Source organism: Chryseobacterium sp. JV274, assembly GCF_903969135.1.
Classification (GTDB): domain Bacteria; phylum Bacteroidota; class Bacteroidia; order Flavobacteriales; family Weeksellaceae; genus Chryseobacterium.
This window is the reverse complement of the sequence record NZ_LR824569.1, coordinates 534,749-558,026: the sequence shown is the minus strand read 5'-3', so window position 1 is coordinate 558,026 and position 23,278 is coordinate 534,749. Positions and strand designations below refer to the sequence as shown.

The 23,278-nt window shown below is 37.3% G+C and carries 19 protein-coding genes; 6 read left to right on the top strand and 13 right to left on the bottom strand.

Annotated elements, in window-relative coordinates:
* Nucleotides 1-65 precede the first annotated feature (65 nt).
* The 6 genes from CHRYMOREF3P_RS02580 to CHRYMOREF3P_RS02555 all read left to right on the top strand — a co-directional run bounded on the left by CHRYMOREF3P_RS02580 (nt 66) and on the right by CHRYMOREF3P_RS02555 (nt 5,532).
* Nucleotides 66-1,046 (top strand): polysaccharide deacetylase family protein, encoded by a 981-nt coding sequence (locus CHRYMOREF3P_RS02580; protein WP_077417262.1) that lies wholly within the window; start codon nt 66-68, stop codon nt 1,044-1,046.
* 130 nt (nt 1,047-1,176) lie between these two features.
* A complete protein-coding gene (locus tag CHRYMOREF3P_RS02575; RefSeq protein WP_077417264.1) occupies nt 1,177-1,569 on the top strand; it encodes a DoxX family protein in 393 nt (130 codons plus the stop codon).
* A gap of 236 nt (nt 1,570-1,805) precedes the next feature.
* Nucleotides 1,806-2,744 (top strand): NAD-dependent epimerase/dehydratase family protein, encoded by a 939-nt coding sequence (locus CHRYMOREF3P_RS02570; RefSeq protein ID WP_180563787.1) that lies wholly within the window; start codon nt 1,806-1,808, stop codon nt 2,742-2,744.
* 111 nt (nt 2,745-2,855) lie between these two features.
* The gene (locus CHRYMOREF3P_RS02565) at nt 2,856-3,764 is read left to right on the top strand and encodes a helix-turn-helix domain-containing protein (RefSeq protein ID WP_180563786.1); all 909 of its coding nucleotides are present in this window, start codon (nt 2,856-2,858) and stop codon (nt 3,762-3,764) included.
* A 7-nt stretch (nt 3,765-3,771) separates the two neighbouring features.
* On the top strand, nt 3,772-4,461 hold the full coding sequence (locus CHRYMOREF3P_RS02560; protein ID WP_180563785.1) for a type 1 glutamine amidotransferase domain-containing protein: 690 nt from the start codon (nt 3,772-3,774) through the stop codon (nt 4,459-4,461).
* Between the two features lie 576 nt (nt 4,462-5,037).
* Nucleotides 5,038-5,532: a DoxX family protein gene (locus CHRYMOREF3P_RS02555; protein WP_180563784.1), complete on the top strand. Its 495-nt coding sequence runs from the start codon at nt 5,038-5,040 to the stop codon at nt 5,530-5,532.
* 384 nt (nt 5,533-5,916) lie between these two features.
* Here the strand turns inward: CHRYMOREF3P_RS02555 and CHRYMOREF3P_RS02550 are convergent, their stop codons facing one another.
* From CHRYMOREF3P_RS02550 to CHRYMOREF3P_RS02490, 13 genes are all read right to left on the bottom strand, one after another.
* Nucleotides 5,917-7,434: a TSUP family transporter gene (locus CHRYMOREF3P_RS02550; protein ID WP_077417276.1), complete on the bottom strand. Its 1,518-nt coding sequence runs from the start codon at nt 7,432-7,434 to the stop codon at nt 5,917-5,919.
* A gap of 5 nt (nt 7,435-7,439) precedes the next feature.
* Nucleotides 7,440-10,316 carry a TonB-dependent receptor gene (locus CHRYMOREF3P_RS02545; protein WP_180563783.1) on the bottom strand — a complete coding sequence of 959 codons (2,877 nt, stop codon included), beginning with the start codon at nt 10,314-10,316 and terminating at the stop codon, nt 7,440-7,442.
* 368 nt (nt 10,317-10,684) lie between these two features.
* Complete coding sequence (locus CHRYMOREF3P_RS02540) at nt 10,685-12,361, bottom strand: NADPH-dependent assimilatory sulfite reductase hemoprotein subunit (protein WP_180563782.1); 1,677 nt, start codon at nt 12,359-12,361, stop codon at nt 10,685-10,687.
* A 42-nt stretch (nt 12,362-12,403) separates the two neighbouring features.
* Nucleotides 12,404-14,116: a sulfite reductase flavoprotein subunit alpha gene (locus CHRYMOREF3P_RS02535; RefSeq protein ID WP_180563781.1), complete on the bottom strand. Its 1,713-nt coding sequence runs from the start codon at nt 14,114-14,116 to the stop codon at nt 12,404-12,406.
* Entirely contained in the window at nt 14,106-14,951 is an 846-nt protein-coding gene (gene cobA / locus CHRYMOREF3P_RS02530) for a uroporphyrinogen-III C-methyltransferase (RefSeq protein WP_180563780.1), read from the bottom strand. The genes CHRYMOREF3P_RS02535 and cobA overlap by 11 nt, the downstream gene beginning before the upstream one ends.
* A 23-nt stretch (nt 14,952-14,974) precedes the next feature.
* A complete protein-coding gene (cysK, locus tag CHRYMOREF3P_RS02525) occupies nt 14,975-15,886 on the bottom strand; it encodes a cysteine synthase A (protein WP_180563779.1) in 912 nt (303 codons plus the stop codon).
* A 22-nt stretch (nt 15,887-15,908) separates the two neighbouring features.
* Nucleotides 15,909-16,739 (bottom strand): serine O-acetyltransferase EpsC, encoded by an 831-nt coding sequence (gene epsC / locus CHRYMOREF3P_RS02520; RefSeq protein ID WP_180563778.1) that lies wholly within the window; start codon nt 16,737-16,739, stop codon nt 15,909-15,911.
* 5 nt (nt 16,740-16,744) lie between these two features.
* Complete coding sequence (locus CHRYMOREF3P_RS02515) at nt 16,745-17,983, bottom strand: sulfate adenylyltransferase subunit 1 (protein WP_180563777.1); 1,239 nt, start codon at nt 17,981-17,983, stop codon at nt 16,745-16,747.
* A 67-nt stretch (nt 17,984-18,050) separates the two neighbouring features.
* The gene (gene cysD / locus CHRYMOREF3P_RS02510; RefSeq protein ID WP_180563776.1) at nt 18,051-18,959 is read right to left on the bottom strand and encodes a sulfate adenylyltransferase subunit CysD; all 909 of its coding nucleotides are present in this window, start codon (nt 18,957-18,959) and stop codon (nt 18,051-18,053) included.
* A gap of 12 nt (nt 18,960-18,971) precedes the next feature.
* Nucleotides 18,972-19,685 carry a phosphoadenylyl-sulfate reductase gene (locus CHRYMOREF3P_RS02505; protein WP_077417293.1) on the bottom strand — a complete coding sequence of 238 codons (714 nt, stop codon included), beginning with the start codon at nt 19,683-19,685 and terminating at the stop codon, nt 18,972-18,974.
* An 82-nt stretch (nt 19,686-19,767) separates the two neighbouring features.
* Nucleotides 19,768-20,184, bottom strand: coding sequence for an RrF2 family transcriptional regulator (locus CHRYMOREF3P_RS02500; protein ID WP_077417295.1), 417 nt, complete (start codon nt 20,182-20,184; stop codon nt 19,768-19,770).
* Nucleotides 20,185-20,416: 232 nt separating this feature from the next.
* A complete protein-coding gene (locus CHRYMOREF3P_RS02495; protein ID WP_077418072.1) occupies nt 20,417-20,941 on the bottom strand; it encodes a GNAT family N-acetyltransferase in 525 nt (174 codons plus the stop codon).
* 189 nt (nt 20,942-21,130) lie between these two features.
* Nucleotides 21,131-23,278, bottom strand: coding sequence for a zinc-dependent metalloprotease (locus tag CHRYMOREF3P_RS02490; RefSeq protein WP_180563775.1), 2,148 nt, complete (start codon nt 23,276-23,278; stop codon nt 21,131-21,133).

The following is a 23,278-nucleotide window of genomic DNA, read 5'->3' as shown; positions in this document are numbered from 1 at the left end:
CATTAATTTTTACAATATATCCTGATTCATTATTGATCAATTTTGTCCTATTAAATACATTCAAAATGAAATATATAAAACAATCAATACTGTTGGCTGCTTCAACAATCGTTCTGATGTCTTTTTCTGATCACGACAAGGATAAAAGAGTAAAAAAAGATCTATCTGAAACAAAGACTTTAACAAAAAAACACTGGCCTAATGGGGCTCAGCTGGTAATTTCAGTTTCTATGCAATTTGAAACAGGCGGACAGCCTGAGGGTGCTGAAAGTCCTTTCAGTGGCACTCCACTTCCTAAAGGCCAACCGGATCTTCCGGCAGAAAGCTGGTATCGTTATGGAGGAAATGAAGGAATTTACAGAATGCTGGATCTATGGAAAAAATATGACATTAAAGTAACCTCTCATGTAGTGGGAACAGCAGCAGAAAAGTATCCGGAAGTGGCAAAAGCTATCGCCAACGGAGGCCATGAAATTGCAGCTCATGGTTTTACCTGGGATAATCAGTGGAATAAGAATTATGCTGATGAGTTGAATTTTGTGAAACAGGGCGTAGATGTTGTTGAAAAAATTACAGGCCAGAAAGCTGTAGGTTATAACGCTAATTGGCTTCGAAGAGGTCCGAATACGCTTAAAGTTTTACAGGAACTCGGCTTTTTGTATCACATAGATGATGTAAGCCATGATGAACCCTTTATTACCAAAGTAAAAGGGAAAAATTTTGCTGTAATCCCTTACACATTGCGTAATAATGATATCGTGAATATTGAAGGCAAGCACTGGAGTCCTGATCAGTTTTTAAACCAATTAAAATTTGAATTTGACCGTCTTTATGAAGAAGGCGCATCAAAGAGAAGAATGATGAGCATCAGTTTTCACGACAGAATTGGTGGTACTCCCGCAATGGTACATGCAATGGAAGAGTTTATAAAATATACCAAAGAAAAACAAGGGGTCGTCTTTATGAGAAAAGATGATATAGCCAAAATGGTAATGAATGATCCTGAAACTCCTGTTGATAATAGCGAAGAAAAGTTTAATAAGTAAGGAAGTTATTAAAGTCTGCAAAAACAAATTACCGGTTAATTGAAACAGATAAAAAAGACAGTAAAGTGAATCATACCGGATATATAACTTCCATCTTCAGGCTTCGATCTTCTATCCAAAAAATATCTTTATGAATAATACAAAAACAGCCTATTTTTTCCTTCGTGTTTCGATGGGAATAAATCTTTTAGGACACGGATTGGTCCGATTGATAAAACTACAGGATTTTGCATCAGGAATGGTGAAGGGTTTTGAAACAAGCTGGCTTCCAGAGCCGTTGGTACATCTCTTTGGGATCACACTCCCCTTTTTAGAATTTATTATCGGATTACTGCTGATGATTGGTTTCAAAACCCGTATCTCTACTATTGCTGGAGCTTCCCTGATCATCTTGCTTCTTTTTGGAAGCAGTACGGTGGAAAACTGGGAAGCCATGGGTATTCAGATGATCTATGCAGGTTTGTTCTACATTCTGATCAGCAGAATTGATGACAATTATCTGGCTCTGGATAGAAAAAATTAAAAAAGCCAGCAGTTAAAGCTGGGAAAGAAAAGGAAACAATGAGGAATAAAAAATAAATTATTCAAGTGTTGTAATCTTTACTTTCTCAGCTTTTTTATGATCTCAGAGATTATGTTACAACTTTCATGGATTCAGCTACTCTGTTTTTATGATTATGCCCGAATTTTGCATTAGAAATAAAAGCAACTGAAAGTATTTATTTTCAATGCAATATATAACCCTCAAAATTAGAAATGATGCAAACGATATTAGGAGCCAATGGGCAGATTGGTGAGGAACTGGCAAGAGAATTAAAAAGAAATTATACTTCAGACATTCGTATTGTCAGCAGAAATGCTAAAAAAGTAAACGATACTGATACTGTTTTCTCTGCAGATTTATCAGACAGGGGAAAAGCAATAGAAGCCGTGAAAGGAACCGAAATTGCCTATTTCACACTTGGACTTCCTATGGATACAGATTTGTGGGAAAAACAATTTTTGACAATATTGAAAAATGTAATTGAAGCCTGTAAAATCAACGGGACGAAGCTTGTATTTTTTGATAATACTTATATGTACCCTCAAAATAATGAAGTTTTGACGGAACATACCCAATTTGCTCCTGTAGGCAGAAAAGGAAGAGTAAGAAAACAGATGGCAGACATGCTTTTAAAAGAAATGGAAGCCGGAACAATAGAAGCTGTGATCTGCAGAGCTCCTGAATTTTATGGCCCTGGGAAAACTCAAAGTATTACCAATAGTCTTATTTTTAATGCCATTAAAGAAGATAAAAAACTGAAAGTTCCGTTAAGAGATGATAAACTTCGAAGTCTGATCTGGACACCTGATGCAAGCCGCGCTACAGCTTTAATTGGAAATACTCCTGATGCTTATGGGCAAACCTGGCATTTGCCGGTAGACGATAATAAGTTAAGCTATAATAAGTTCATTGCATTGACGTCTCAGATCTATGGAAAAGAATTCGGGTATTCTGTAATTCCTAACCTGGCTTTTAAAATAGGATCTTTATTCAATAAAAATGTAAAAGAGTTACTGGAACTGCTTCCAAGATATAAATATGACAACCTTTTTGATGATTCAAAATTCAGGAAAAGGTTCCCGGAATTTCAGATAACTCCCTACAGGCAGGGAATTGAACAGATAAAAAAAGAACAGCTAACTTTAATAAAATAAGTGACTTAGAAAAACCAATACCACAACCGAAGGGCTGCATATTCCCCTTCTTCGGAGGGGTGGCGAAAATTCAAAGAATTTTTGACGGGGTGGTTAAAAATAAGCGAAAAAATGAAAGCTCCTGAAAAAGTAACCTCTATCACAGCATTACACAACTATCTGAAGCTGAAAAGGCCTTCCAACCCTCTGATCAGTGTGTTTGATTTTAATGAAGTGAATATTGATCCGGAAACTATTCTGAGTGCCGTGACTACAGATTTTTATGTGATTTCCATTAAAAAGGATTGCGCGGGAAGATGTAAATATGGACAGCATTATTATGACTTTGAGGATGGAATCATGTATTTTATTGCTCCCCATCAGGTATTGCAGTTTGAAGATATTCTGCTTTCTGAAGTTAGAGGAAATGTACTGGTTATACATCCTGATTTTCTGCAGGGATATCCATTAGCCTCTGTAATAAAAGATTATGGCTACTTCTCTTATATGGCCAATGAAGCACTGTATCTTTCCGATAAAGAAGAAAAATCTGTAACAGACATCATGGATAATATCAGCAGAGAAATAGAAGCCAATATGGATGGTTTTACCCAGGATTTATTGGTATCTAATATTGATCTGCTGTTAAAGTACTGTGACAGATTCTACAACCGCCAGTTTTTAACCCGGAAAAAAGTAAATCATGATCTTTTGACTCAGCTTGAAAATTTACTGGATGATTATTTCAAAAATGAAAAACTGCTTATCAATGGGGTTCCTACCGTACAATTTGTGGCAGGACAGATGAATATAAGCCCCAATTATCTAAGTGACATGCTGAGGGTTCATACAGGACAGACAACACAGCAGCATATTCAGAACAGATTGATTGAAAAGGCAAAAGAGCTGTTGTCTATCACTACCATGTCCGTATCTGAGATTGCTTATAGCCTGGGATTTGAGCATCCACAGTCTTTTCATCGTTTGTTTAAAAATCAGACCACTGTTTCCCCTTTAGAATTCAGAAAATCTTTTAATTAATACTACTATGATAAAAAATATTTTGTTAATCGTAACCAATGTAGACCAATACGCCAACAGTCAGCTTAAGACAGGATTGTGGCTGAGTGAACTTACCCATATTTATCATGCTGCAAAGGAAAAAGGATGGCAGATTACCATTGCTTCTCCGAATGGAGGGAATACTCCTATTGATCCGGAAAGTCTGAAACCGCTTATGCTTGACGGAATTTCAAAAAGCTATTATGAAAATCCTGTATTTATGGATATACTGGCTCATACAAAAAGTCTGAATGAAGTAGAAAACAACTGTTTCGATTGTGTTTATCTGACAGGCGGACATGCTACCATGTATGATTTTCCGGATAACTCCACATTACAGGCTGTTCTCAGGAAGCAGTATGAAAGCCATAAAATGGTTGCCGCAATTTGTCATGGAGTCGGAGGATTGCTGAATGTAAGATTATCTGATGGAGAATATATGATTAAAGGAAAATCTATAACCGGATTCGACTGGTTTGAAGAAACATTAGCCAGAAGAAAAAATGCAGTTCCTTTTAATCTTGAAGCAGCACTCAAAGAACGGGGTGTACATTACAGAAAAGCCTTTATCCCTATGACTTCCAATGTGGTGATTGACGACAATCTGATCACAGGACAAAATCCTTTCAGCTCCAAAGAAATGGCTAAAACAGTTGTTCGGGAACTTGAAAAATAATAATCGTTTAAAAGGCAGCTATAAATATTTTATTATATTTGTCTGAATTGTACGGGATTTATGACAGGAAAAAATGGAATATTACATTGTATACAGATAGTTAGTATATTTTTAATGCTAGTCCATTTTCTGATCCCAAAAACCGAAAACACGACCTTTTCTACCATAGAAATTATAAGTAATTCTAATCCGGAAGAGAAACCACAGAAAAAATGTAATAAGATCTTTCTTGAAGAAAATAACAAGACCCCGATAAAGTGTAATAATAATTATTGTTCTAATTCTTCCCTCCTTTTTACGGCATCTTTTCCTTCGTTTGGATTTGAGAAATTTATGATCCCGGAAATAAGCAATGGCTTTTTTTTATATGATGATCCTCCCTATTCATCTTTTTTTAATTCTATCTGGATTCCGCCCAAAATAAAAATGTAATTTTCAGTTATTGATAAAATAATATTTTCAGCTATGGAATAATCTTTTCCATACACTATCCTATTATCTAAACCAGAATTACATGACCAACTGCTGTTCATGGCTTTATCATGGTGATGTAATCAAAAACGAATTAAAAAAATAATGAAGATAATACTATCAAACCTCGAAAAAAATACGAATAACATCTATATAATATGCAGAATATTAATTGGATTGTTCTTTTTTGTAGCAGGGTTTAATAAACTTTTCCATCCTATTTTCCAGGGATATATGTTGAATACTATCACTACTATAGGGTTTCCTTTTCCTCAGTTTACTGCCAACTTCACTGCATTTTGTGAATGTATCTTTGGATTATTTTTAATGTTGGGTCTTTGGACGAGAATAAGCTCTGTATTTTTAATCATAATTATCCTTGTCGCGTTATTTACCCATGATCTGAGTACAATTCCTAAGGAACTTATTCCTGTCAAACCCGAAACCGGAGTTTATAAAATGGATCCTTTTACATGGCTTGGCTATTTTCTATACCTGCCTCAGATGTTATACCTCCTATTTTTGCTTCTGTTTTTGTTTCAGGGCTGTACAGGATTTGGAATTGATACTTTCAGAAAAACAAAATCTGGAAATAACTAACTATTATAGACAGCTCTCTTTTGGGAGCTGTTTTTTATTGGAAATCAGAGGTGTTCTAATTTTTCTCGCAGATTAAGACGATTGTGCAGATTTTATATATCTGCAAAATCAGCGTGAGATAAAAGAACTATATCTTGCCCTCTTATAATGTGAAAATGATACTATTAAGTTTTTGTTTCTTAAAAAAGCATTTAAAATAAAAAACGCAAAGATTTAATGGTTTCAGATTTTTACTAAAAATGAGTAATGATAGTTGTCAATAGACTGTATCATTGATTTTCCCCTTTTGTTACCTCAATAAAGTAAAACATTAAAATCTTTGCGCTAAAATAAATAGACTTCTTCTCTAAATTGTATGTCTGATTCTTTTGATTATTGATTTTATCATGAAAAGATTGATTTTGTTATTGTAACAAGGCTCATCAGGATGACTACGATTCCTACCACGACAAACATTTTCTTCGTTGGAAGTTTTGCGGTAAGCATTGCAGAAAACGGTGCCGTAAAAACACCACCCAGCAAAAGCCCCAAAACAATATTCCAATGATGAATACCGATTGTAAAGATGAAGGTAATTGCGCTCGTTACAGTCAGCAAAAACTTGGCTACAGTAGAGCTTCCTACTACATAACGGGGAATTCTTCCCTCTTTGATCAGGGTTCCGGTAACAAGCGGTCCCCAGCCTCCTCCAGCAAAGGAATCAATAAAGCCTCCTACCAAACCTAGTATTCTGAGATTTGTTCTTCGTTTGGTTTTGCCTTGCTGTGTTTTTTTATCTTTGAAAGCATTTTTTAAAATGTTGATTCCAAGATAAAGGGTATAGAAGGCAATAATGGGTTTTACAATATGAGCATACTGCTCGCCATAATGAGAAAGGGTTAATGCTCCAATAACTGAACCTACAATAGCCAGCGGGAACAATACCCACACCATTTTTTTATTGACATTTCCCAGTTTATAGTGACTGAAACTTCCAGCTGCCGTCGTAAAAGATTCTGCAGAGTGAATGCTTGCACTTACAACAGGTGGTGGAACATTAAGCAATAAAAGTATTGTGGTACATATTACTCCGTAGCCCATTCCCATGGATCCGGCCACAATTTCTGCCATAAAACCTGCAAATAACATCCAGTAAAAAATATGACCGTCCTTATTCAGAAAGTACTGAATATCATTAGAAAGATTGAACTGGTACACTACGAGTCCAAATAGACCGAAAAGAAGTAAAACCCCTATGACAGCCAGATAAATATTGGCTTTTCTCTGAGCTGTTTTGGTAATATTGATCAGCTTTTCAATTTCCAGATTGGCCTTTGAAGAAAGATTTCCGTCAGATAGATATTCTGTAGTGATCTTATTGAGTTCTTTAACTTTATAATTGAAATCTCCCGTCAGCTTATTGCGGATGTCCTGCATATTATCCAATACATGATCCATTTCATCAGGAATGACTTCAGTGAAGGTTTCTCTTAATCTTTTAGCGATTGTAGGAGATTTTCCGTTGGTTGAAATAGCAATTTTGAGGCTTCCCTTTTTAACAATAGAACCTAAATAAAAATCGCACAAATCCGGTTTATCTGCTATATTGACCAGTACATTTTTTTCCTGGGCTTTTTCTCTGATTTCCCCGGCCAATACAACATCATTCACTGCTATAATGGCAAGATCCATATCATTAAAATCATGATCATCATAGGCTCTTTCATGCAGTATTATATTGGAAAACTTATGTTGTAAGGTGTTGATTTCAGGAATAATTTCTTTCGCCACAAGTGTAATGGAAGTATCCGGAGAGTTTCCAAGTACAGACTCCAGTTTTTCAAGGGCAACCTTGCCACCACCAATGATCAGCAGTGAAAGGTTCTCAAGTTTTAAAAATATGGGATATAGTGAATTGCTCATTCTGATTACAGTTTTAAGTCATAAGTAAAAGCAAGATAATACAGTCCTCCGATTTCAGGACCTGCTGCATACTGGAAATAACGGCGGTTCAGCAAATTGGTAGCCCCGATTTTAATATTCGCACGAATTTCCGGAAGCTTCCATGTCGCCTGAGCATCAATGGTGTAATAAGCCGGAATTGCTCCTGATGCTAAAGGACTTTCCCACACAAAACCGCTCTGCCATCTTGCGACAAGAGTGAATCCTATATTTTTAACAATTTCTCTGTTTCCTACACTTACATTCACCATCCATTTCGGGGTGTTGAATGCGGTGATGAACAGATCCGAGGTATTGTTGGAAGCAAGATCATTATAAGAAACATTGGTGTTGATATTATAATTTCCGGTAATATTATAGCGAATCCCCAAAGATGTTCCATAGCTTTTGTAGGTACTGTTGCTGTTGGTATATACTCTGTATCGGTCCTGTTTGCTTCGGTCCAGCATCGCAAGTACGGCGGCATTACTTCCTACCTGGCTGTTTTTAGGAACTGCTACCTCTACCTGCCCCAGGAAGCCTTCGTAAATGTTGTAATAGAAATCCCAGTCCAGCACCAGCTTATTATTGAAAAAAGTAGACTTGTACCCTACTTCAAACGAATTGATCTTTTCCGGTTGTAATTTTTGCAGATTGGCTACCGTTAAAAGCTGTTTATTATCCTGAGCTGCCTGAGCCTGGGTTTTTCCTCCATCAACGTCTGCATTCACTGCTGAGGTAAATTTATCAATGGAAGTCAAGGTGTAAGAATTTTCCAGATAACCCAATCCGTCATTCACTTTTGAGAGACCTCCCACTCTTCTTACATTTCCGTTGTTCACGAAAGAAAGGGCTTCAAATAACGATGGAAAACGATATCCGTTCTGAAACGAAGCTCTGAAATTATGTTCTTTAACCGGAGAATAGACAATACTGATCCTTGGATTCAATTTAGCTTCAAATTCCGGGTTTCTGTCGATCCGTAAGGCTGCATTGATTTTTAATTTATCATCAAAGAAAAGCTTGGTAATCTGTGCAAAAGCCCCGTATTTCTGATAAATAACATCTTTCCCAAAGGTACCATTGGCCAAAGGGATATTTCTTTCATTCACAGGGCGATCAAAATCAACAAAGTTATTTCCATCCGGAGTAATACTGTACAAACGGTAATCTATACCCGCAAGAAGGTTGAATATCTTCACAAACCTGCTGAAATCATAAGTAAGTTCACCCTGATAAAAGCGTGATTTCTGTTCAAGTTTTGCCCCTCCCGTTGCCGGAGCTCCGATAATACCTGCATTCGCAGAATCCCAGTTATTGATACCGATAATGGTGTTTTTTAACTGCTCAAAAGCTGCGGTTCCGGGCACGGCTCTGTTTTTATCGGCTTCCTGACGGGCGAGAATAAAAGCATCATTAAGATTGGCTCCTGCATTTAAGTTGTTCTGAAGAGAAGTCTGAAATATATTTTTCCAGTTGGTATTGGAGAGATTGGTAAGATCCAGATTGTCTGCCAAAGGCTTCAGGTTATAAGAATCTCCTGTATTTTCTATAGATACATAAGCTCTGAAGGTCAGTTCTTTTCCTGTCAATTCTACTTTATGGTTCTGAACAGTAGCATTTTGTAAGCGGATTTTATTTCCTCTTTGGAAAGTTCCGTCCAGTAAGCCATAACGATATACATAAGATGTTCTCCACTGATCTCCGAAACGATAATACAATCCTGCATCAAACTTGATGTTTTTCACATCAGGGCTCACCAAATCTTTCTCCAGATATCCTGTTCTGGAAACATTGAATGTAGTAGGTTTTCCATTGTAATCTACTTTTACAGCTACACGGTTATTTCTTTCGTCACCGTATTTATTCCAAAGGTCTTCAGCCGGATTATTTGCCAAAGCAAAATTAGGATTGGCTGTAACCAAAGATCCTGGATTCTGATCTGTCAGATTATTGGAAATCCAGTCGGTTCCGCTGAAATAGGATGCATTCACCTTCACGGCAAAGTTTTTATTGAATACTTTTGCAAAGCGGATGGCACTCTCTCCAAGTGAGCTTATTTTGTGATTTACATTGTCTACATGATTAACTCCGCCACGGAAGTAAAGACTTATTCCTTCAGAAGTAAATGGATCTTTAGTCTGTAAACTAGCCAGTCCGTTGATTGCATTCATTCCGTACAGGGCTGAAGCCGCTCCGGGAGTAACTTCCATAGATTGAATATCCAGTTCTGTAGGGCCTATTGCATTTCCCAATGGTACTCCCAATGTTGCTGACTGTACATCTACGCCGTCTACCAATTGCATGAAACGGAAATTATTAGGTGAGTTGAAACCTCTTGAATTAGGAATCTTTAAGGTAAGACTGGATGTTAAGAGCTGTAACCCTTTTACATTTTCCAATGTTTCATAGAATGAAGCTGCTGGACTTTCCCTGATGGTTTTGATATCAATTTTCTCAATAGCTATCGGTGATTTTAATATTTTTTCCGGAACTCTGGAGGCTGAAATGACGACATCATCAATAATCGTATTTTGTGGATTAAGTCCTATCGTTATTTTGTTGGAGGGGGAAAGTATTTCAACGGTTTGACCTGTGAAACCATCTTTCTGAATCACCACCCGGAATGGAATGGTAACCCTTGTTCTGATTTTAAAGTTACCCAGTTGGTCCGTTAATGCGGTATCCTGTGTATTTTCGATCTGTACTTTTACAGAATCCAACGCTTTGCGTGTACCTGTATTTCTGATGCTTCCACTAAGCTCTATAAGCTGCTGTTGTGCTTCTGCCAGGTTAAAAAATAGAAATGTAAATGCAATAATGCCTGCTTTAGGTAGAAAGTTTCCCTGCTTTTTGTTTTTCATTTTTTCTTCATTTTTTAGGTTGAGAATGAAGCTGTCTGAACTTTTTTACTTTTAATGATGAAAATTTTCAATATTGTTTTGTATTACAATTGAAGGGCTTAGAATTCCCCTCTTTTGGAGGGGTGGCAAAAATTCTTTGAATTTTTGACGGGGTGGTTTAAGCCGTTAATATAATGCTGAGATTGCTTCACCTTTGGTTCGCAATAACAGGATGTAGTATTAACTTTTCATAGTGGTTCAAAAAAGTTGAAACAGCTTTGTATGTATTGTTATTTGAGAATCAACAACACGTACACATTCGTCTCCCTAAATGAAGAGGTTGAGTTTTTTTATTTTTTTTCAGATCATAATGAAAACTAGCCATATAATTAATTTAAGGTATGTAAGTAACGGTATGAAAAATCACCAAATGTTTCTTCTGCAAGTCTTTTCTGTACATAAATTCCGAAAAGCTCATCCAGAGTGGTAAGAATCTCTTCTTCACTAATATTTTCTTTAAATTTTGTATTCAGTCGCATTCCTAAACGGTCTCCTCCGATGTGAAGATTATATTTTCCATAGGCTGTACCCACAAATCCGATTTCAGCATTAGGAGATCTTCCACAGCCATTAGGACAGCCGGTCATACGGATCGTGATATCTTCTTCCAAAAGACCATATTTTTCTAGAATAGGTTCTATTTTAGTGACCAAGGATGGCAGATAACGCTGTGCTTCAGCCAAAGCCAATGAACAGGTATTCAAAGCAACACATGCAACAGAGTTTTTACGCAGAGCACTTGCTCCATTCGTATACTCTGAAATTCCGTGTTCTTTTAAAATATTTTCAATTTCAGGTTTATCTTTTTCATCAATATCAGCCAGAATAAGGTTCTGGTTACAGGTAAAACGGAAATTGGCTTTTCCTGTCTGTGCGATTTTTAATAATCCTGATTTTAAAGGATATTCTGCCGTATTAAGAATTCTTCCATGCTCTACAAATACGGTATAAAACCATTTTCCTTCATGATTCTGAATCCAGCCATAGCGGTCTTTTCTTTGTTCAAACTTAAATTCTCTGGCAGGTTCAAAACTGAATCCCGTTCTTTTTTCCACTTCAGTTCTGTACTGATCAATACCCAGTTTATCAATCGTATATTTTAACCTTGATAATTTTCGGTCGCTTCTGTTTCCGAAATCTCTTTGAACCGTGATGATTTCGTAGACAGCTTTTAATACTTTTTCTTCCGTATCCACAAACCCAAGAATGGATGCAAGACGGGCATAAGTCGCTTCATTTCCATGAGTGGCTCCCAATCCTCCTCCGGCAGCAATATTATAGCCAACAATTTTATTATTTTCAATAATAGCGATCAAGGCAATATCATTGATGAATACATCCACATCATTATTGGGGGGAACGGCAATTCCTATTTTCAGTTTTCTTGGAAGATATCTGTCCTGATATAATGGATCTTCTTCAGCTTTTCGGTCTACCAGAAGTTCATCATCAATCCAGATATCGTAATAAGATTTGGTCTTCGGAAGACACATTTCGCTTATTTTACCAGCCAGTTCGTAAGCTTCCTGCTGTAAGGGTGATTCTGAAGGGTTGGCTGTACAGGTTACATTTCTGTTGACATCTCCACAGGCTGCAATAGAATCCAGATGCTGCAGATTGAAGCTCTGAATAGTAGGTCTTAAATGAGATTTTAAAATCCCATGCAGCTGAATCGTTTGTCTTGTGGTTACTTTAATGGTTCCCGTAGAATGATCTTCAGCCGTTTCATTCAATCCTACCCATTGTTCCGGAGTTAAAAAGCCACCGGGAAGTCTTAATCTGATCATATAAGAATACAGCCATTCCAGTTTTTTAGAGACACGCTCTTCCCTTCGGTCTCTGTCGTCCTGCTGGTACATTCCATGAAATTTGATCAGAGTCTGGTCATCTTCCCTGATGGCTCCGGTAAAATTATCAGTAAGGCTCTCTTTTAAAGATCCTCTGAGCCCGTTACTGCTGGTTTTAATCCTTTCTACCGGTGAAAGATTTTCTTTATCGTTATTCATTATTATTTCCTTTAATTTTTTACGAGTATCGCTTAATTACATTTAATAAACATCTTTGGCATATCTGCCGCTAAGTTCCATTTCTTCCAGATAGATTACAGCATCTTCTTTGCTTCGTTTTCCTTCCTTCTGAATAATGTTCAGGAGTGTTTGTTCTACATCTCTTCCCATCGGCTCTTTAGCTCCGCATATATATACAGAAGCTCCGCCTTCCAGCCAGTAGAATACTTCCTGAGCTTTTTGCTCCAACCTGTGCTGAACATATACTTTCTCAGCTGTATCTCTGGAAAAAGCCAAATCTAAATGGGTCAGACTGCCTGTTTTAAGGAAATCCTGAAGCTCAGCCTGATAAAGGAAATCTGACACGAAATTTCTGTCCCCGAAAAACAGCCAGTTTCTTCCTTCTGCACCAGTTGCATCACGTTCCCAAAGGAAAGATCTGAAAGGAGCAATACCAGTTCCCGGACCAATCATGATGATGTCTTTATCGGCTTCCGGAAGTTTAAAATGTCCTGCTTCCTGGATATAAAACTCAATATCTTCTTCTTCTTTGAATTCACTCAGAAAACCACTGCATAATCCGTTATGTTTCTGATGGTCAATAAAGAATTCTGATCTGGCAACGGTAATGTGAATTTCCGTATCACCATGAGCTTCCAGAGAAGACGAAATAGAATACAGGCGCGGTGCCTGAGGGGTTAATATCTGTATGATTTCTTCAAATTCATCCGCAGTTTTTACCGGATAAATTCTAAGGAGATCAAGAAGACTTAATCTGACTTCCGGGATCGAATGTCCTGTTATTTTCGCATACTGAGCTACTACAGATTTAAGTAAATAACTGATGTTAAGACGTTTGTGAAGTAGTTCTTCAACAGCAGCTGTAACTTTCGACGTTTCTACCTGTTTTTGAGGATCTATTCCTGTGAGAGTAATGATTTCGTGTACTACTTCTTTTGAATTGAAAGGAATCACTCCCAATGCGGCACCGGGCCGATATGAAAGAGCTTCATCTGTTTCAATTTCAATATGATAGGTTTCTTTTTCAGACGTAATATCATTCAGATTGATGATGGCTGAAACTTTCCCCCGGTATTTCTTTCTGCCTGCAGAAACTTTTGGAGCTGATATATTTTCAGCACTTTGATCAGTATTTTTATTGACTGTTTCAAATACATGCTCTATCCAATGAGAGGCTTCCTGTTCGTAATCAATATCACATTTCTTTAATGGAATAATACGCTGTGCCCCTAATATTTCAAAACGTGAATCTACATCTTCTCCGGTTTGGCAGAACAGAGGATAACTGCTGTCTCCCAAAGCCAGTACTCCGAATTTAAGTCCACTGAGATTAATTTCATTTTCATAAATATAATCGTAGAATTTTTTGGCGAGAGCGGGCGGCTCACCTTCTCCCTGAGTGCTGATGATTACAAAAAAGAATTCTTCTTTCGCAAGATCTTTAGGTTTGTATTGGGAAAGGTCAGCCAGTTTTACCTGAAGTCCTTTTTTCTTGACTATACCTGCCAGAGCTGTAGCCAGTTTTTTGCTGTTTCCGGTTTCTGTACCGTAAGCCAGAGTTATTTTCTTTACGGCATTTTGAGTGTTATTATTGATTTGCTGTGGTGGCAGTACAGCGGTCAATGAAGATCCTCCGGCAATACCTGCAAGATATCCGCTTGCCCAGATGGCTTCATCCCTGGAGAGGTCTCCGGAGATTTGTTTTAATACATTTAATTTAGTTTCAGACAGCATATTCAAAGAAATTTTGAGTTGTAGGGATTAGACTTCCGTTTTCCACTGATTTAAAATAAAGACCTTCCTGCTCAGCATTTTCAAGCCATGAAAACTCTTCATGAAGATTGACAATCTTACCCACCACCACCAATGAAGGGGATGCAAAGGTTTTGTCTCCGAATTTTTCATTAAAATCATCAAACGATGAGGTGTACACCTTTTGATATGGAGTTGTAGCCTGCTCAATGACTGCAATTTTTTTATCATTTGAAATCCCCAGCTGTTTCAATTTTTCCACAAGAGAGGTAAGGTTTCCTTTTGACATGTAGAAAACAAGAGTATCATTAGTCAAAGCAAGCTCTTTCCAGTAGTCTTCACTCACAATCTCTGATTTATAATAGGTCAGAAAACGTACTGATGTGGAGTATCCTCTTGCTGTTAAAGGCATCCCTGCAAACGCTGCCGCTCCCAATGCCGCCGTAATTCCGGGAATGATTTCGTAAGGAATATGATTCTGTTTTAAAGCCTGCAATTCATCCAGGATATTGGAGAATATAGAAACATCCCCTCCTTTCAGTCTTACAATGGTCTTATTCTGAAGAGCATATTCTACCATCAAAGTATTGATATGTGACTGCGGTGTGGAAGCATTTTTACTGCATTCTTTCCCTACATAGATGATTTCTGTGTTTTTACTGACATAGGTTTCCAGAATCTCGGGGCTTACAAGGCGGTCACATAAAATGACGTCCGCTTCTGCGATAGCTTTTACTGCTTTTACAGTGATCAGTTCAGGGTTGCCGGGCCCTGCACCGATAAGGAAGACCTTTGGTGATTTTATATTTGTTTTCATTGAAGTAGGTGTTAATTAAGGATTTAGAAAAGTCCTTCTACGGATAGATATCTCTCTCCGGTATCGTAATTGATGGTAAGGATTTTAGCGGTAGATTGTATTTCCGGTAAATGTTTTGCAATTGCTGCTAAAGCGGCTCCTGTAGAAACTCCTACAAAAAGGCCTTCTTTTTTAGCGGCATTAAGGGCATACTCATAGGCTTCCTCCTTGCCTACTTTGATCACTCCGTCTAAAAGGGTAATATCCAGGATAGAAGGAACAAAACCGGCTCCAAGTCCCTGTAATGGGTGTGGGGCAGGACTTCCTCCGCTCAATACGGGAGATAATTCCGGTTCTACTGCAATCACTTTTACGTCAGGATATTTTTCCTTTACTGTTTTTGCAATTCCGGTGATGTGTCCTCCCGTTCCTACTCCTGTAATGATATAATCAAGCCCGTCCGGGAAGTCTTTTAAAATTTCCTGAGCAGTAGTTTCTACATGTACTTTTACATTGGCAGGATTATCAAACTGTCTTGGAATCCAAGAATTTGGAGTTTCTTCAGCAAGTTCATTAGCCTTTTCAATGGCGCCTTTCATTCCCTTTTCTCTTGGGGTAAGTACGAATTCAGCTCCGTAAGCTTCCATGATTTTACGGCGTTCTATACTCATGCTTTCCGGCATTACAAGGACTAGTTTGTATCCTTTTACGGCAGCAACCAAAGCGAGTCCTATTCCTGTATTTCCGCTGGTAGGTTCTATAATGGTGCTGTCTTTATTTAATAATCCTTTTGCTTCTGCATCTTCAATCATTGCTAATGCAATTCTGTCTTTAATGCTTCCGCCAGGGTTGCTTTTTTCAAGTTTAATCCAGATTTCATGGTCTGAATTGAATAGTGTATTGATTTTTACGACGGGAGTATTTCCAATCGTTTCTAATGCGTTCTGAAATCTCATATCAATTTACTTTTTTGTTTTTTTAAATCACAAAGGTTAATGATTCCGGTAATGAAGTATTATCCTTTATTTTTATTTCGCTTTTGTGATAGACCAGAGAATTGGCAGGAACATCCTGTGTAATCCAGACATTTCCTCCTATAATACTCTCTCTTCCTATCGTAGTTTCACCTCCCAGAATAGTGGCTCCCGAATAGATAATCACATCATCTTCAATATTGGGGTGTCTTTTCTGATGGGCTTTTTCTTTGGAAACATTTAAGGCTCCAAGGGTTACTCCCTGATAGATTTTGACATTATTTCCGATAACAGTTGTTTCTCCGATCACAATTCCTGTCCCATGATCAATAAAAAAGGACTTTCCAATGGCTGCTCCCGGGTGAATATCAATTCCTGTTTTGCTGTGAGCATACTCTGAAATGACACGTGGTAAAATTTTCACTTCCTGAGTCCAAAGCTGGTGGGAAATACGATAGACATATGTGGCGAAAAAGCCGGGATATGCCAGATATACTTCTTCAAGAGAATCGGCTGCAGGATCAAATTCCACGATAGATTTTGCATCCAAAACCAACTGATCATAAAGGCCAGGCAGAGATTCAAAAAAGTGATTAACCTGTTTTTCAGTACTGTCCTGATCTCCTGTTACGGTATTGATCTGTTCAGAAAGAGTTTCCCTCAGTGTTTCAAAATTTCTTTTAAGCTGGTCTTCACTATTGTCATTCTGAGGAAGGAAAAGTGTTTCATACAAATCCTTCACCCATCTTTTTGTCTTTATCTTATCAAAGAATCCATGAATACTATTTTGTTTAGTCTGATGAATTCGTTGTGTTAAATGATCGGAAATTGCCATTTTTTCTATTGAATTATACAGGCTGCTACCGTTGAATTGGACGTTTCATCCACCAAAATGGCAGAGCCCGTAGTTTTATTATGGGTAAAGCTGTCGTAAACCAGAGGCTGTGCTGTTCGCAGCGTAACTTTTACAATTTCATTCAGTTTAATTTCGCTGTCTACCTGTTCTTGAATCAGGGTATTGACATTGATTTTGTAATCTACCTCTTTTACAACTGCTTTTATAAGTCTGCTGTTTTGTTGCAGAAGGTATTTATTTCCTGGCTGCAACGGTTTCTGATCAAGCCAGCATAACAGAACTTCAAGATCTTTTTCAACTGCAGGAATATGTTCTTCTGTCACAAAAATATCTCCTCTGCTGACATCCACATCATGAGCAAGATGAATAACGGCTGGCTGACCTTCAAAGGCTTCTTCTTTTTCAATGCCATTGATCTCAATCTTAGTGATTTCAGTGATCAGATCTGCCGGAAGAATATGAATTTTGTCTCCTTTTGTGAATTTTCCACTTAATATTTGTCCGGCATACCCTCTGTAGTCATGCAGTTCTTCAGTCTGAGGACGAATCACATACTGAACCTGAAAACGGTTTCCATTATTCTTTTCTTCATTTAAAGTTACTTCTTCAAGATATTCCAGAAGGGAATTTCCTTCATACCATTCTGTTCTGGTGGATGTTGAAACAATATTATCTCCTTTCAGTGCAGAAATAGGAAAATAACTGACATCGTTTAATCCAAGATTTTCTGCAATTTTTGAATATTCAGATTTTATAGATTCAAAAACTTCTTCAGAATAATCCACCATATCCATTTTATTAATGGCTACCGCAACTTTCTTTAATTGTAGTAAAGAAGCGATGATAGAATGTCTTCTGGTTTGTTCAATCACTCCTTTTCGTGCATCGATTAGAATAACCATCAGGTCAGAGTTAGATGCTCCCGTAATCATATTACGGGTATATTGCACATGCCCGGGAGCATCAGCAATGATAAATTTCCTTTTTGCGGTCGAAAAATAGCGGTAGGCAACATCAATTGTGATTCCCTGTTCTCTTTCTGCACGCAAACCATCTGTTAGAAGAGCAAGGTCTACCCCATCTTCATTTTTGTTTTTAGAATGTTTTTCAAGGACTTCCAACTGATCCTGTAAAATACTTTTGCTATCGTAAAGCAGTCTGCCGATAAGGGTACTTTTTCCGTCATCTACGCTTCCTGCTGTTATAAATCTTAATATATCCATCCGATTTTTGTTATAAATGATAAGTGATATTCTGTGTGATTGTTGATCAATTATCTTTTATCATTGATTAAAAATAGCCTCCTTTTTTTCTGTCTTCCATAGCGGCTTCTGTCACTCTGTCATCAATTCTGGTTTCTCCACGTTCTGAAATTCTGGTTGCTACAATTTCTTCGATTACGGCATCTATTGTAACAGCATTAGATTCCACAGCTGCAGTACAGGTCATATCTCCTACAGTACGGTAGCGTATTTTTTTTGTGGTGATAATATCTTCAGGTTCTAAGAAAACGTGGGATGAATTGGCAAGCCACTGACCGTTAAAATCTACCACTTCCCTTTCATGCGAGAAATAAATGGAAGGAAGAGCCATTTTCTCTTTACGGATATAGTTCCAGATGTCAAGTTCAGTCCAGTTGCTGATGGGAAAAATTCTTACATTTTCTCCTTTGTGAATTTTTCCATTAAAAATATTCCACAACTCCGGGCGCTGAAGTTTGGGGTCCCACTGCCCGAATTCATCACGCACAGAAAATATTCTTTCTTTGGCGCGGGCTTTTTCCTCATCTCTGCGGGCTCCTCCGATGCAGGCATCAAATTCAAATTCCTCAATCGTATCAAGAAGTGTATAGGTCTGCAGCCAGTTTCTGCTTGGGAATTTACCTTTAGCCTCAGTTAATTTTTTACTTTTTATGGTGTCTTCAACTTTTCGGACTACAAGGTTAACATCTAACTGCTTTACCAGGTGATCACGAAAATCCAAAACTTCCGGAAAGTTGTGTCCCGTATCTACATGCACAAATGTAAACGGGATTTTCCCGTGAAAGAATGCTTTTCTTGCCAGATGAGCCAGTACAATACTGTCTTTTCCTCCACTGAATAATAAGGCCGGGCGTTCAAACTGGCCCGCCACTTCTCTTAATATATAAATAGATTCGGCCTCTAACTGATCTAAATAATTTAACTGATGTATTGACATTTTTTTCTTTTTTTATTGATGAATATGCAGACCACACTCTTTTTTGTTGGCATCTTCCCACCACCATCGGCCGGCTCTGAAATCTTCCCCTTCCTTGATCGCTCTGGTACAGGGTTCACATCCTATGCTTACAAATCCCTTTTTATGAAGATGATTATATGGTAAATGATGGTCTTTTACATAGTCTGTCACTTGTTCTGAAGTCCAGTGAAGAATAGGATGATATTTAATGATCTTATTATCCGGATCCCACTCCAGCTGCGGCATATTCTGTCTGTTGGCAGAATGTTCAGATCTAAGTCCTGTGATCCATACTTTATATCCTTCCAGTGCTTTTTTTAAAGGATGTACTTTACGGATCGTACAGCATGCTTTCCTCTTTTCTACAGATTGGTAAAATGAGTCCGGACCGTTTTCTGTAACAAATTCTCTGAGCTCTTCTGTATCCGGATAATATGCTTTGATGTTTTTTTTAAAGAAAGCCTTGGTAGATGTCCAGGTTTCGTAAGTCTGTTCAAAAAGTCTTCCCGTGTCTAACGTGAATATTTCAATATTTAAATCTTTTATCAGATGAGTGATAACCTGATCTTCATAGCTGAAACTGGTTGAAAAGATCACTTTACCAGGGAATCTTTCAGTCAGTAATTGCAGCCCATTAGTTTGAAAAGAAGCTTCAGAAGCCTCTTTTACAATATTTTCGAATTCATTTTTCAGACTGTATTCCATTTTGAATTGAGATTTAATTCTTGCAAATATATATAAAATTCTATAACTCCCATCAAAATAGTAGAATTTAAATAAAAAAAATTTAATCCTTGTTGATAAACTTAGTCAGAGTGGCCTCCATCATACTTGTTCTGGTCTTTTCACGAACGATGATGAGTTCTTTTCTCAGATAGCAGACTGCTTCATCTACACAATCGTCACATGCTTCATAAAAGTTTAAAGAGACACAAGGTGTAAGGGCAATAGGGCCATCGAAAATCCGGTAAATATCTGCTAATGAGACGTCATCAGGTGATTTTAACAAATAATACCCTCCTACTTTGCCTTGCTTACTATTGACAAGTTTGGCTCTTTTGAGTTCGAGGAGAATTTGTTCCAGAAACTTTTTGGGGATGTTCTCATCTTGTGCAATAATGGAGGTTGACAGAAAGCCCTGGTTATAATTCCTTGCTAATCTGACCATTGCTTTAAGCGCATATTTGCAACGTTTTGACATCATAATTTCTGCAAGTTATGATAAATATCTGATAAATGAAATGTTTTCTGTGTAAGGCTTTGATTATATCTTAACCACAAAAGTCACAAAAGATTAAAAAACACTTAAGTTGATTTTAAGTGACAGGTAAGCTGTTGAGAAGTTCACTTAAGCTTAAAAATCTTTGATTTAGTCTTAGGAAAAAGAATACGTGCAAACATCTGCGAGATAGGCATATTAATTAGAAACCTATGTATCAGATCGTTTTTTTTTCGGATTTATACTCTTTCTGTAATATAAAGTAAGCAAGTTCTCTATCCCGATCTTCCCGCATCAGATTTTCAATTCTCTTAAAGTTGTTGTTCAGAAGGACTTTCTGAGATCCGATATTATCAAGATCAGTTACAGCAACAATATCTTTCTTAAGATTTAATGAGAAACAATAATCAATAAGGGCTTTACAAACTTCAGTTCCGAGTCCCTTTCCCCAGTAATTTTCGCCTAAAGTATACCCTATTTCCAGCTGATCAGGATTATCAAGGAAGATTCTGGCCAGACACATTCCCACAAAATCATTATTCTGAGTGCTGAATATTCCCCATCTGCTGAATGGCCCTGCTTCATAATCTGCCAGTGCTTTATCAAACATTTCCTTATATTCTTCAGGAGTTTTGTAAGGCAGATAGCGGGTAACATTCTCATTTTCAAAAAGAGTGGAAAACAATAAAAATTCTTTGGGTGTAAATTCACGGATGATAATCCTTTCGTTTTTATAATGCATTGGAATTGTAATTACAGAATAAAAGTACATAAATAAATTATGAACTGAACCTATATAATAAAAAATTGGGCTTAACTTTTAAGCCCAATCAACTGCATATGAATACTAAACTATTATTCATATTTCTGAGAAAAGTGTTTTGTTATTTAAAAAGTTTTAAACCAGTCTGTAACTGCTTTGAGTTTGATTCTATTTTTTAATGAATTTTTGGGAAGATTTCCCTAAAGAAGTTTCAATATCAATTAAATAAGTTCCGCTTAGGAAGTGTTTAACATCAACCTTATCACCAATAACTTTAGCATTCATTTTTCTTCCAAACATGTCGTAAACAGAAATTGATTTAATTTTCCCTTTTGTTTTAATATTCAATACATCAGAAACTGGATTTGGATAGATGGATGTTTCTGAGTTTGTTGTATCAACGCCTGCAGAGGATAATGATAATGCACAAGGGGTTGTAATGCTGCCATATGGTTGTGTATTATATCCAAACTCTGTTACAGAATAATTTGAACCATTTGCCCCCACAATCAGTTTGAAATAGCCGTTAATGTTGTAGCCTTCGAATTGGTTTCTAAAACCAACATAAGCGGTTTGGCCAGACCAGTTAGTATATGTAGGAGTGTATACGTCAAGTTGTCCGGGAGTACCAGTTGGATAACCTATATTATTTGCATTAGTTATAGTGGTGCAAGCCGGAATTAAGCTAATATTTCGTGTTCCTGTTTCACATACTAATCCTTTCCAATAGGTTTCAAATTTTAATTGATTTGCTCCATAGTACCAAGCGCCATACCCTGCATCATCACTAAGCTCCGGATTAATGATAAAATATTTCCAAGTTGCCCCGGAATTGGTTGTTACTGTTGTTGCTGTTGGGTTGGCATAACTTTCCAGAGGAGTTCCTGTAACTATTTTATAAGGATCTTTGTAAGAAAAAGTTAATGCCAAAGCTGTAGTTGATCCTAATGAAGTTACGCCTCCTGTTATAGCCCCGTTTAGGAATGTAATTGATGAATTCAGGACCTGACTTTTAGGATGACTGGTTGCCGCACCATTTATGGTAAGTGTAGCAGTAGTAGGGCTTGTAACTGCTATAGTTGCTGTTAGTCCTGCTGGTAATGAAGAAGTGAAATGTGTTCCTGCAGTAAGAGTTGTTCCATTGGGTACGGCAAATGTTGCTCCGTTTAGCGTAATCGTTGATGTAGGGGCAGATGCTACTGTTCCATCTAATGACACGGCTCCATTATTGTTTAAGTTCTCTGTAAATGTACTGTTGCTAAGGGTTAATTTAGGTGGAGTATTGGCAACACCGGTTGCGGCTAAGTTTGCGGGCTGCCATAAATTTATTCTCGAAGGATGATTTAATGCGGCTAGCATTCTGTTGACTTGTCCATTGGTAAACATTTTATAACAACCGGAAGAACCATTGTATCCCATATAGTTTTCAACGTTCACTTTTTGTCCAAGACAATTGTTGCCAGCTGCACATCCTAATCCATTAGAATTATTTTCTACAGGGGTGTCAGCAACTCCATCACCATCATTACCAGGGTTCGCAGTTGAACAAAGAACATTAAACGTATGTTGAAGATTTAACCAATGCCCAAATTCGTGAGTGAATGTATCAGAAAACTCGTTTGAAGCTACTGTTCCTGCGGCATTGAATATATAACGCCCATTATAAACAACTCTGGATGTATTTACTGAAGTCATGTATGAATCCGGATACCAGGCAACTCCTGATTGATATAAATCTTTATTAGCATATAGGTCATTTTGTATATACACATTCATATACTTTGTATTATCCCATGCATCTGCGCCAATTTGTGCATCATATCCACCTCCGTTGCCATATCCACCTTTGAAAGGGTGAAATACCACTCCGCTTGTTGCTTTTCCGGTTGGATCAATTTTAGCTAATCGAAATTCAATACTTAATGCTCTTTTAATAGATTGGAAATCAGGATCTACGGTGTTTGAATCAGTGTTGATTCCATTGAAGTTTAAGTTGATTTGTTCCAGTAAGTCAACTACTTTTTGGTAATTTACTTTTACATTACTCTGAGATTCTCCATACACATGAAAAACCACAGGGATGATGTAGGTTGGATTGTTGATCGTATTATTCAATGGAGTTTTGTTTGATTCCATTTTTTTTACAAAATCTTTGGTGAATTTCTCAAAATTTTCATATTCAGCCTTAGATTCAGGGTGCAGTTCAAAATGTTTTTTCATCATTTCATCTGCTTTACACTCATGAGGTCTATTTTCCTGAGCAAAACCTATTATTGGAAATAGGGAAACAAGTAGTAGTAATTTAAATTTTTTCAT

Coding starts and splice junctions, on each gene's coding strand:
- CHRYMOREF3P_RS02495 (WP_077418072.1), bottom strand. CDS start 20,941: ATGCATTATAAAAACGAAAGGATTATCATCCGTGAATTTACACCCAAA.
- CHRYMOREF3P_RS02560 (WP_180563785.1), top strand. CDS start 3,772: ATGATAAAAAATATTTTGTTAATCGTAACCAATGTAGACCAATACGCC.
- CHRYMOREF3P_RS02570 (WP_180563787.1), top strand. CDS start 1,806: ATGCAAACGATATTAGGAGCCAATGGGCAGATTGGTGAGGAACTGGCA.
- epsC (WP_180563778.1), bottom strand. CDS start 16,739: ATGGCAATTTCCGATCATTTAACACAACGAATTCATCAGACTAAACAA.
- CHRYMOREF3P_RS02505 (WP_077417293.1), bottom strand. CDS start 19,685: ATGGAATACAGTCTGAAAAATGAATTCGAAAATATTGTAAAAGAGGCT.
- cysD (WP_180563776.1), bottom strand. CDS start 18,959: ATGTCAATACATCAGTTAAATTATTTAGATCAGTTAGAGGCCGAATCT.
- CHRYMOREF3P_RS02535 (WP_180563781.1), bottom strand. CDS start 14,116: ATGCTGTCTGAAACTAAATTAAATGTATTAAAACAAATCTCCGGAGAC.
- CHRYMOREF3P_RS02515 (WP_180563777.1), bottom strand. CDS start 17,983: ATGGATATATTAAGATTTATAACAGCAGGAAGCGTAGATGACGGAAAA.
- CHRYMOREF3P_RS02540 (WP_180563782.1), bottom strand. CDS start 12,361: ATGAATAACGATAAAGAAAATCTTTCACCGGTAGAAAGGATTAAAACC.
- CHRYMOREF3P_RS02550 (WP_077417276.1), bottom strand. CDS start 7,434: ATGAGCAATTCACTATATCCCATATTTTTAAAACTTGAGAACCTTTCA.
- CHRYMOREF3P_RS02545 (WP_180563783.1), bottom strand. CDS start 10,316: ATGAAAAACAAAAAGCAGGGAAACTTTCTACCTAAAGCAGGCATTATT.
- cysK (WP_180563779.1), bottom strand. CDS start 15,886: ATGAGATTTCAGAACGCATTAGAAACGATTGGAAATACTCCCGTCGTA.
- CHRYMOREF3P_RS02490 (WP_180563775.1), bottom strand. CDS start 23,278: ATGAAAAAATTTAAATTACTACTACTTGTTTCCCTATTTCCAATAATA.
- CHRYMOREF3P_RS02555 (WP_180563784.1), top strand. CDS start 5,038: ATGAAGATAATACTATCAAACCTCGAAAAAAATACGAATAACATCTAT.
- cobA (WP_180563780.1), bottom strand. CDS start 14,951: ATGAAAACAAATATAAAATCACCAAAGGTCTTCCTTATCGGTGCAGGG.
- CHRYMOREF3P_RS02500 (WP_077417295.1), bottom strand. CDS start 20,184: ATGATGTCAAAACGTTGCAAATATGCGCTTAAAGCAATGGTCAGATTA.
- CHRYMOREF3P_RS02575 (WP_077417264.1), top strand. CDS start 1,177: ATGAATAATACAAAAACAGCCTATTTTTTCCTTCGTGTTTCGATGGGA.
- CHRYMOREF3P_RS02565 (WP_180563786.1), top strand. CDS start 2,856: ATGAAAGCTCCTGAAAAAGTAACCTCTATCACAGCATTACACAACTAT.
- CHRYMOREF3P_RS02580 (WP_077417262.1), top strand. CDS start 66: ATGAAATATATAAAACAATCAATACTGTTGGCTGCTTCAACAATCGTT.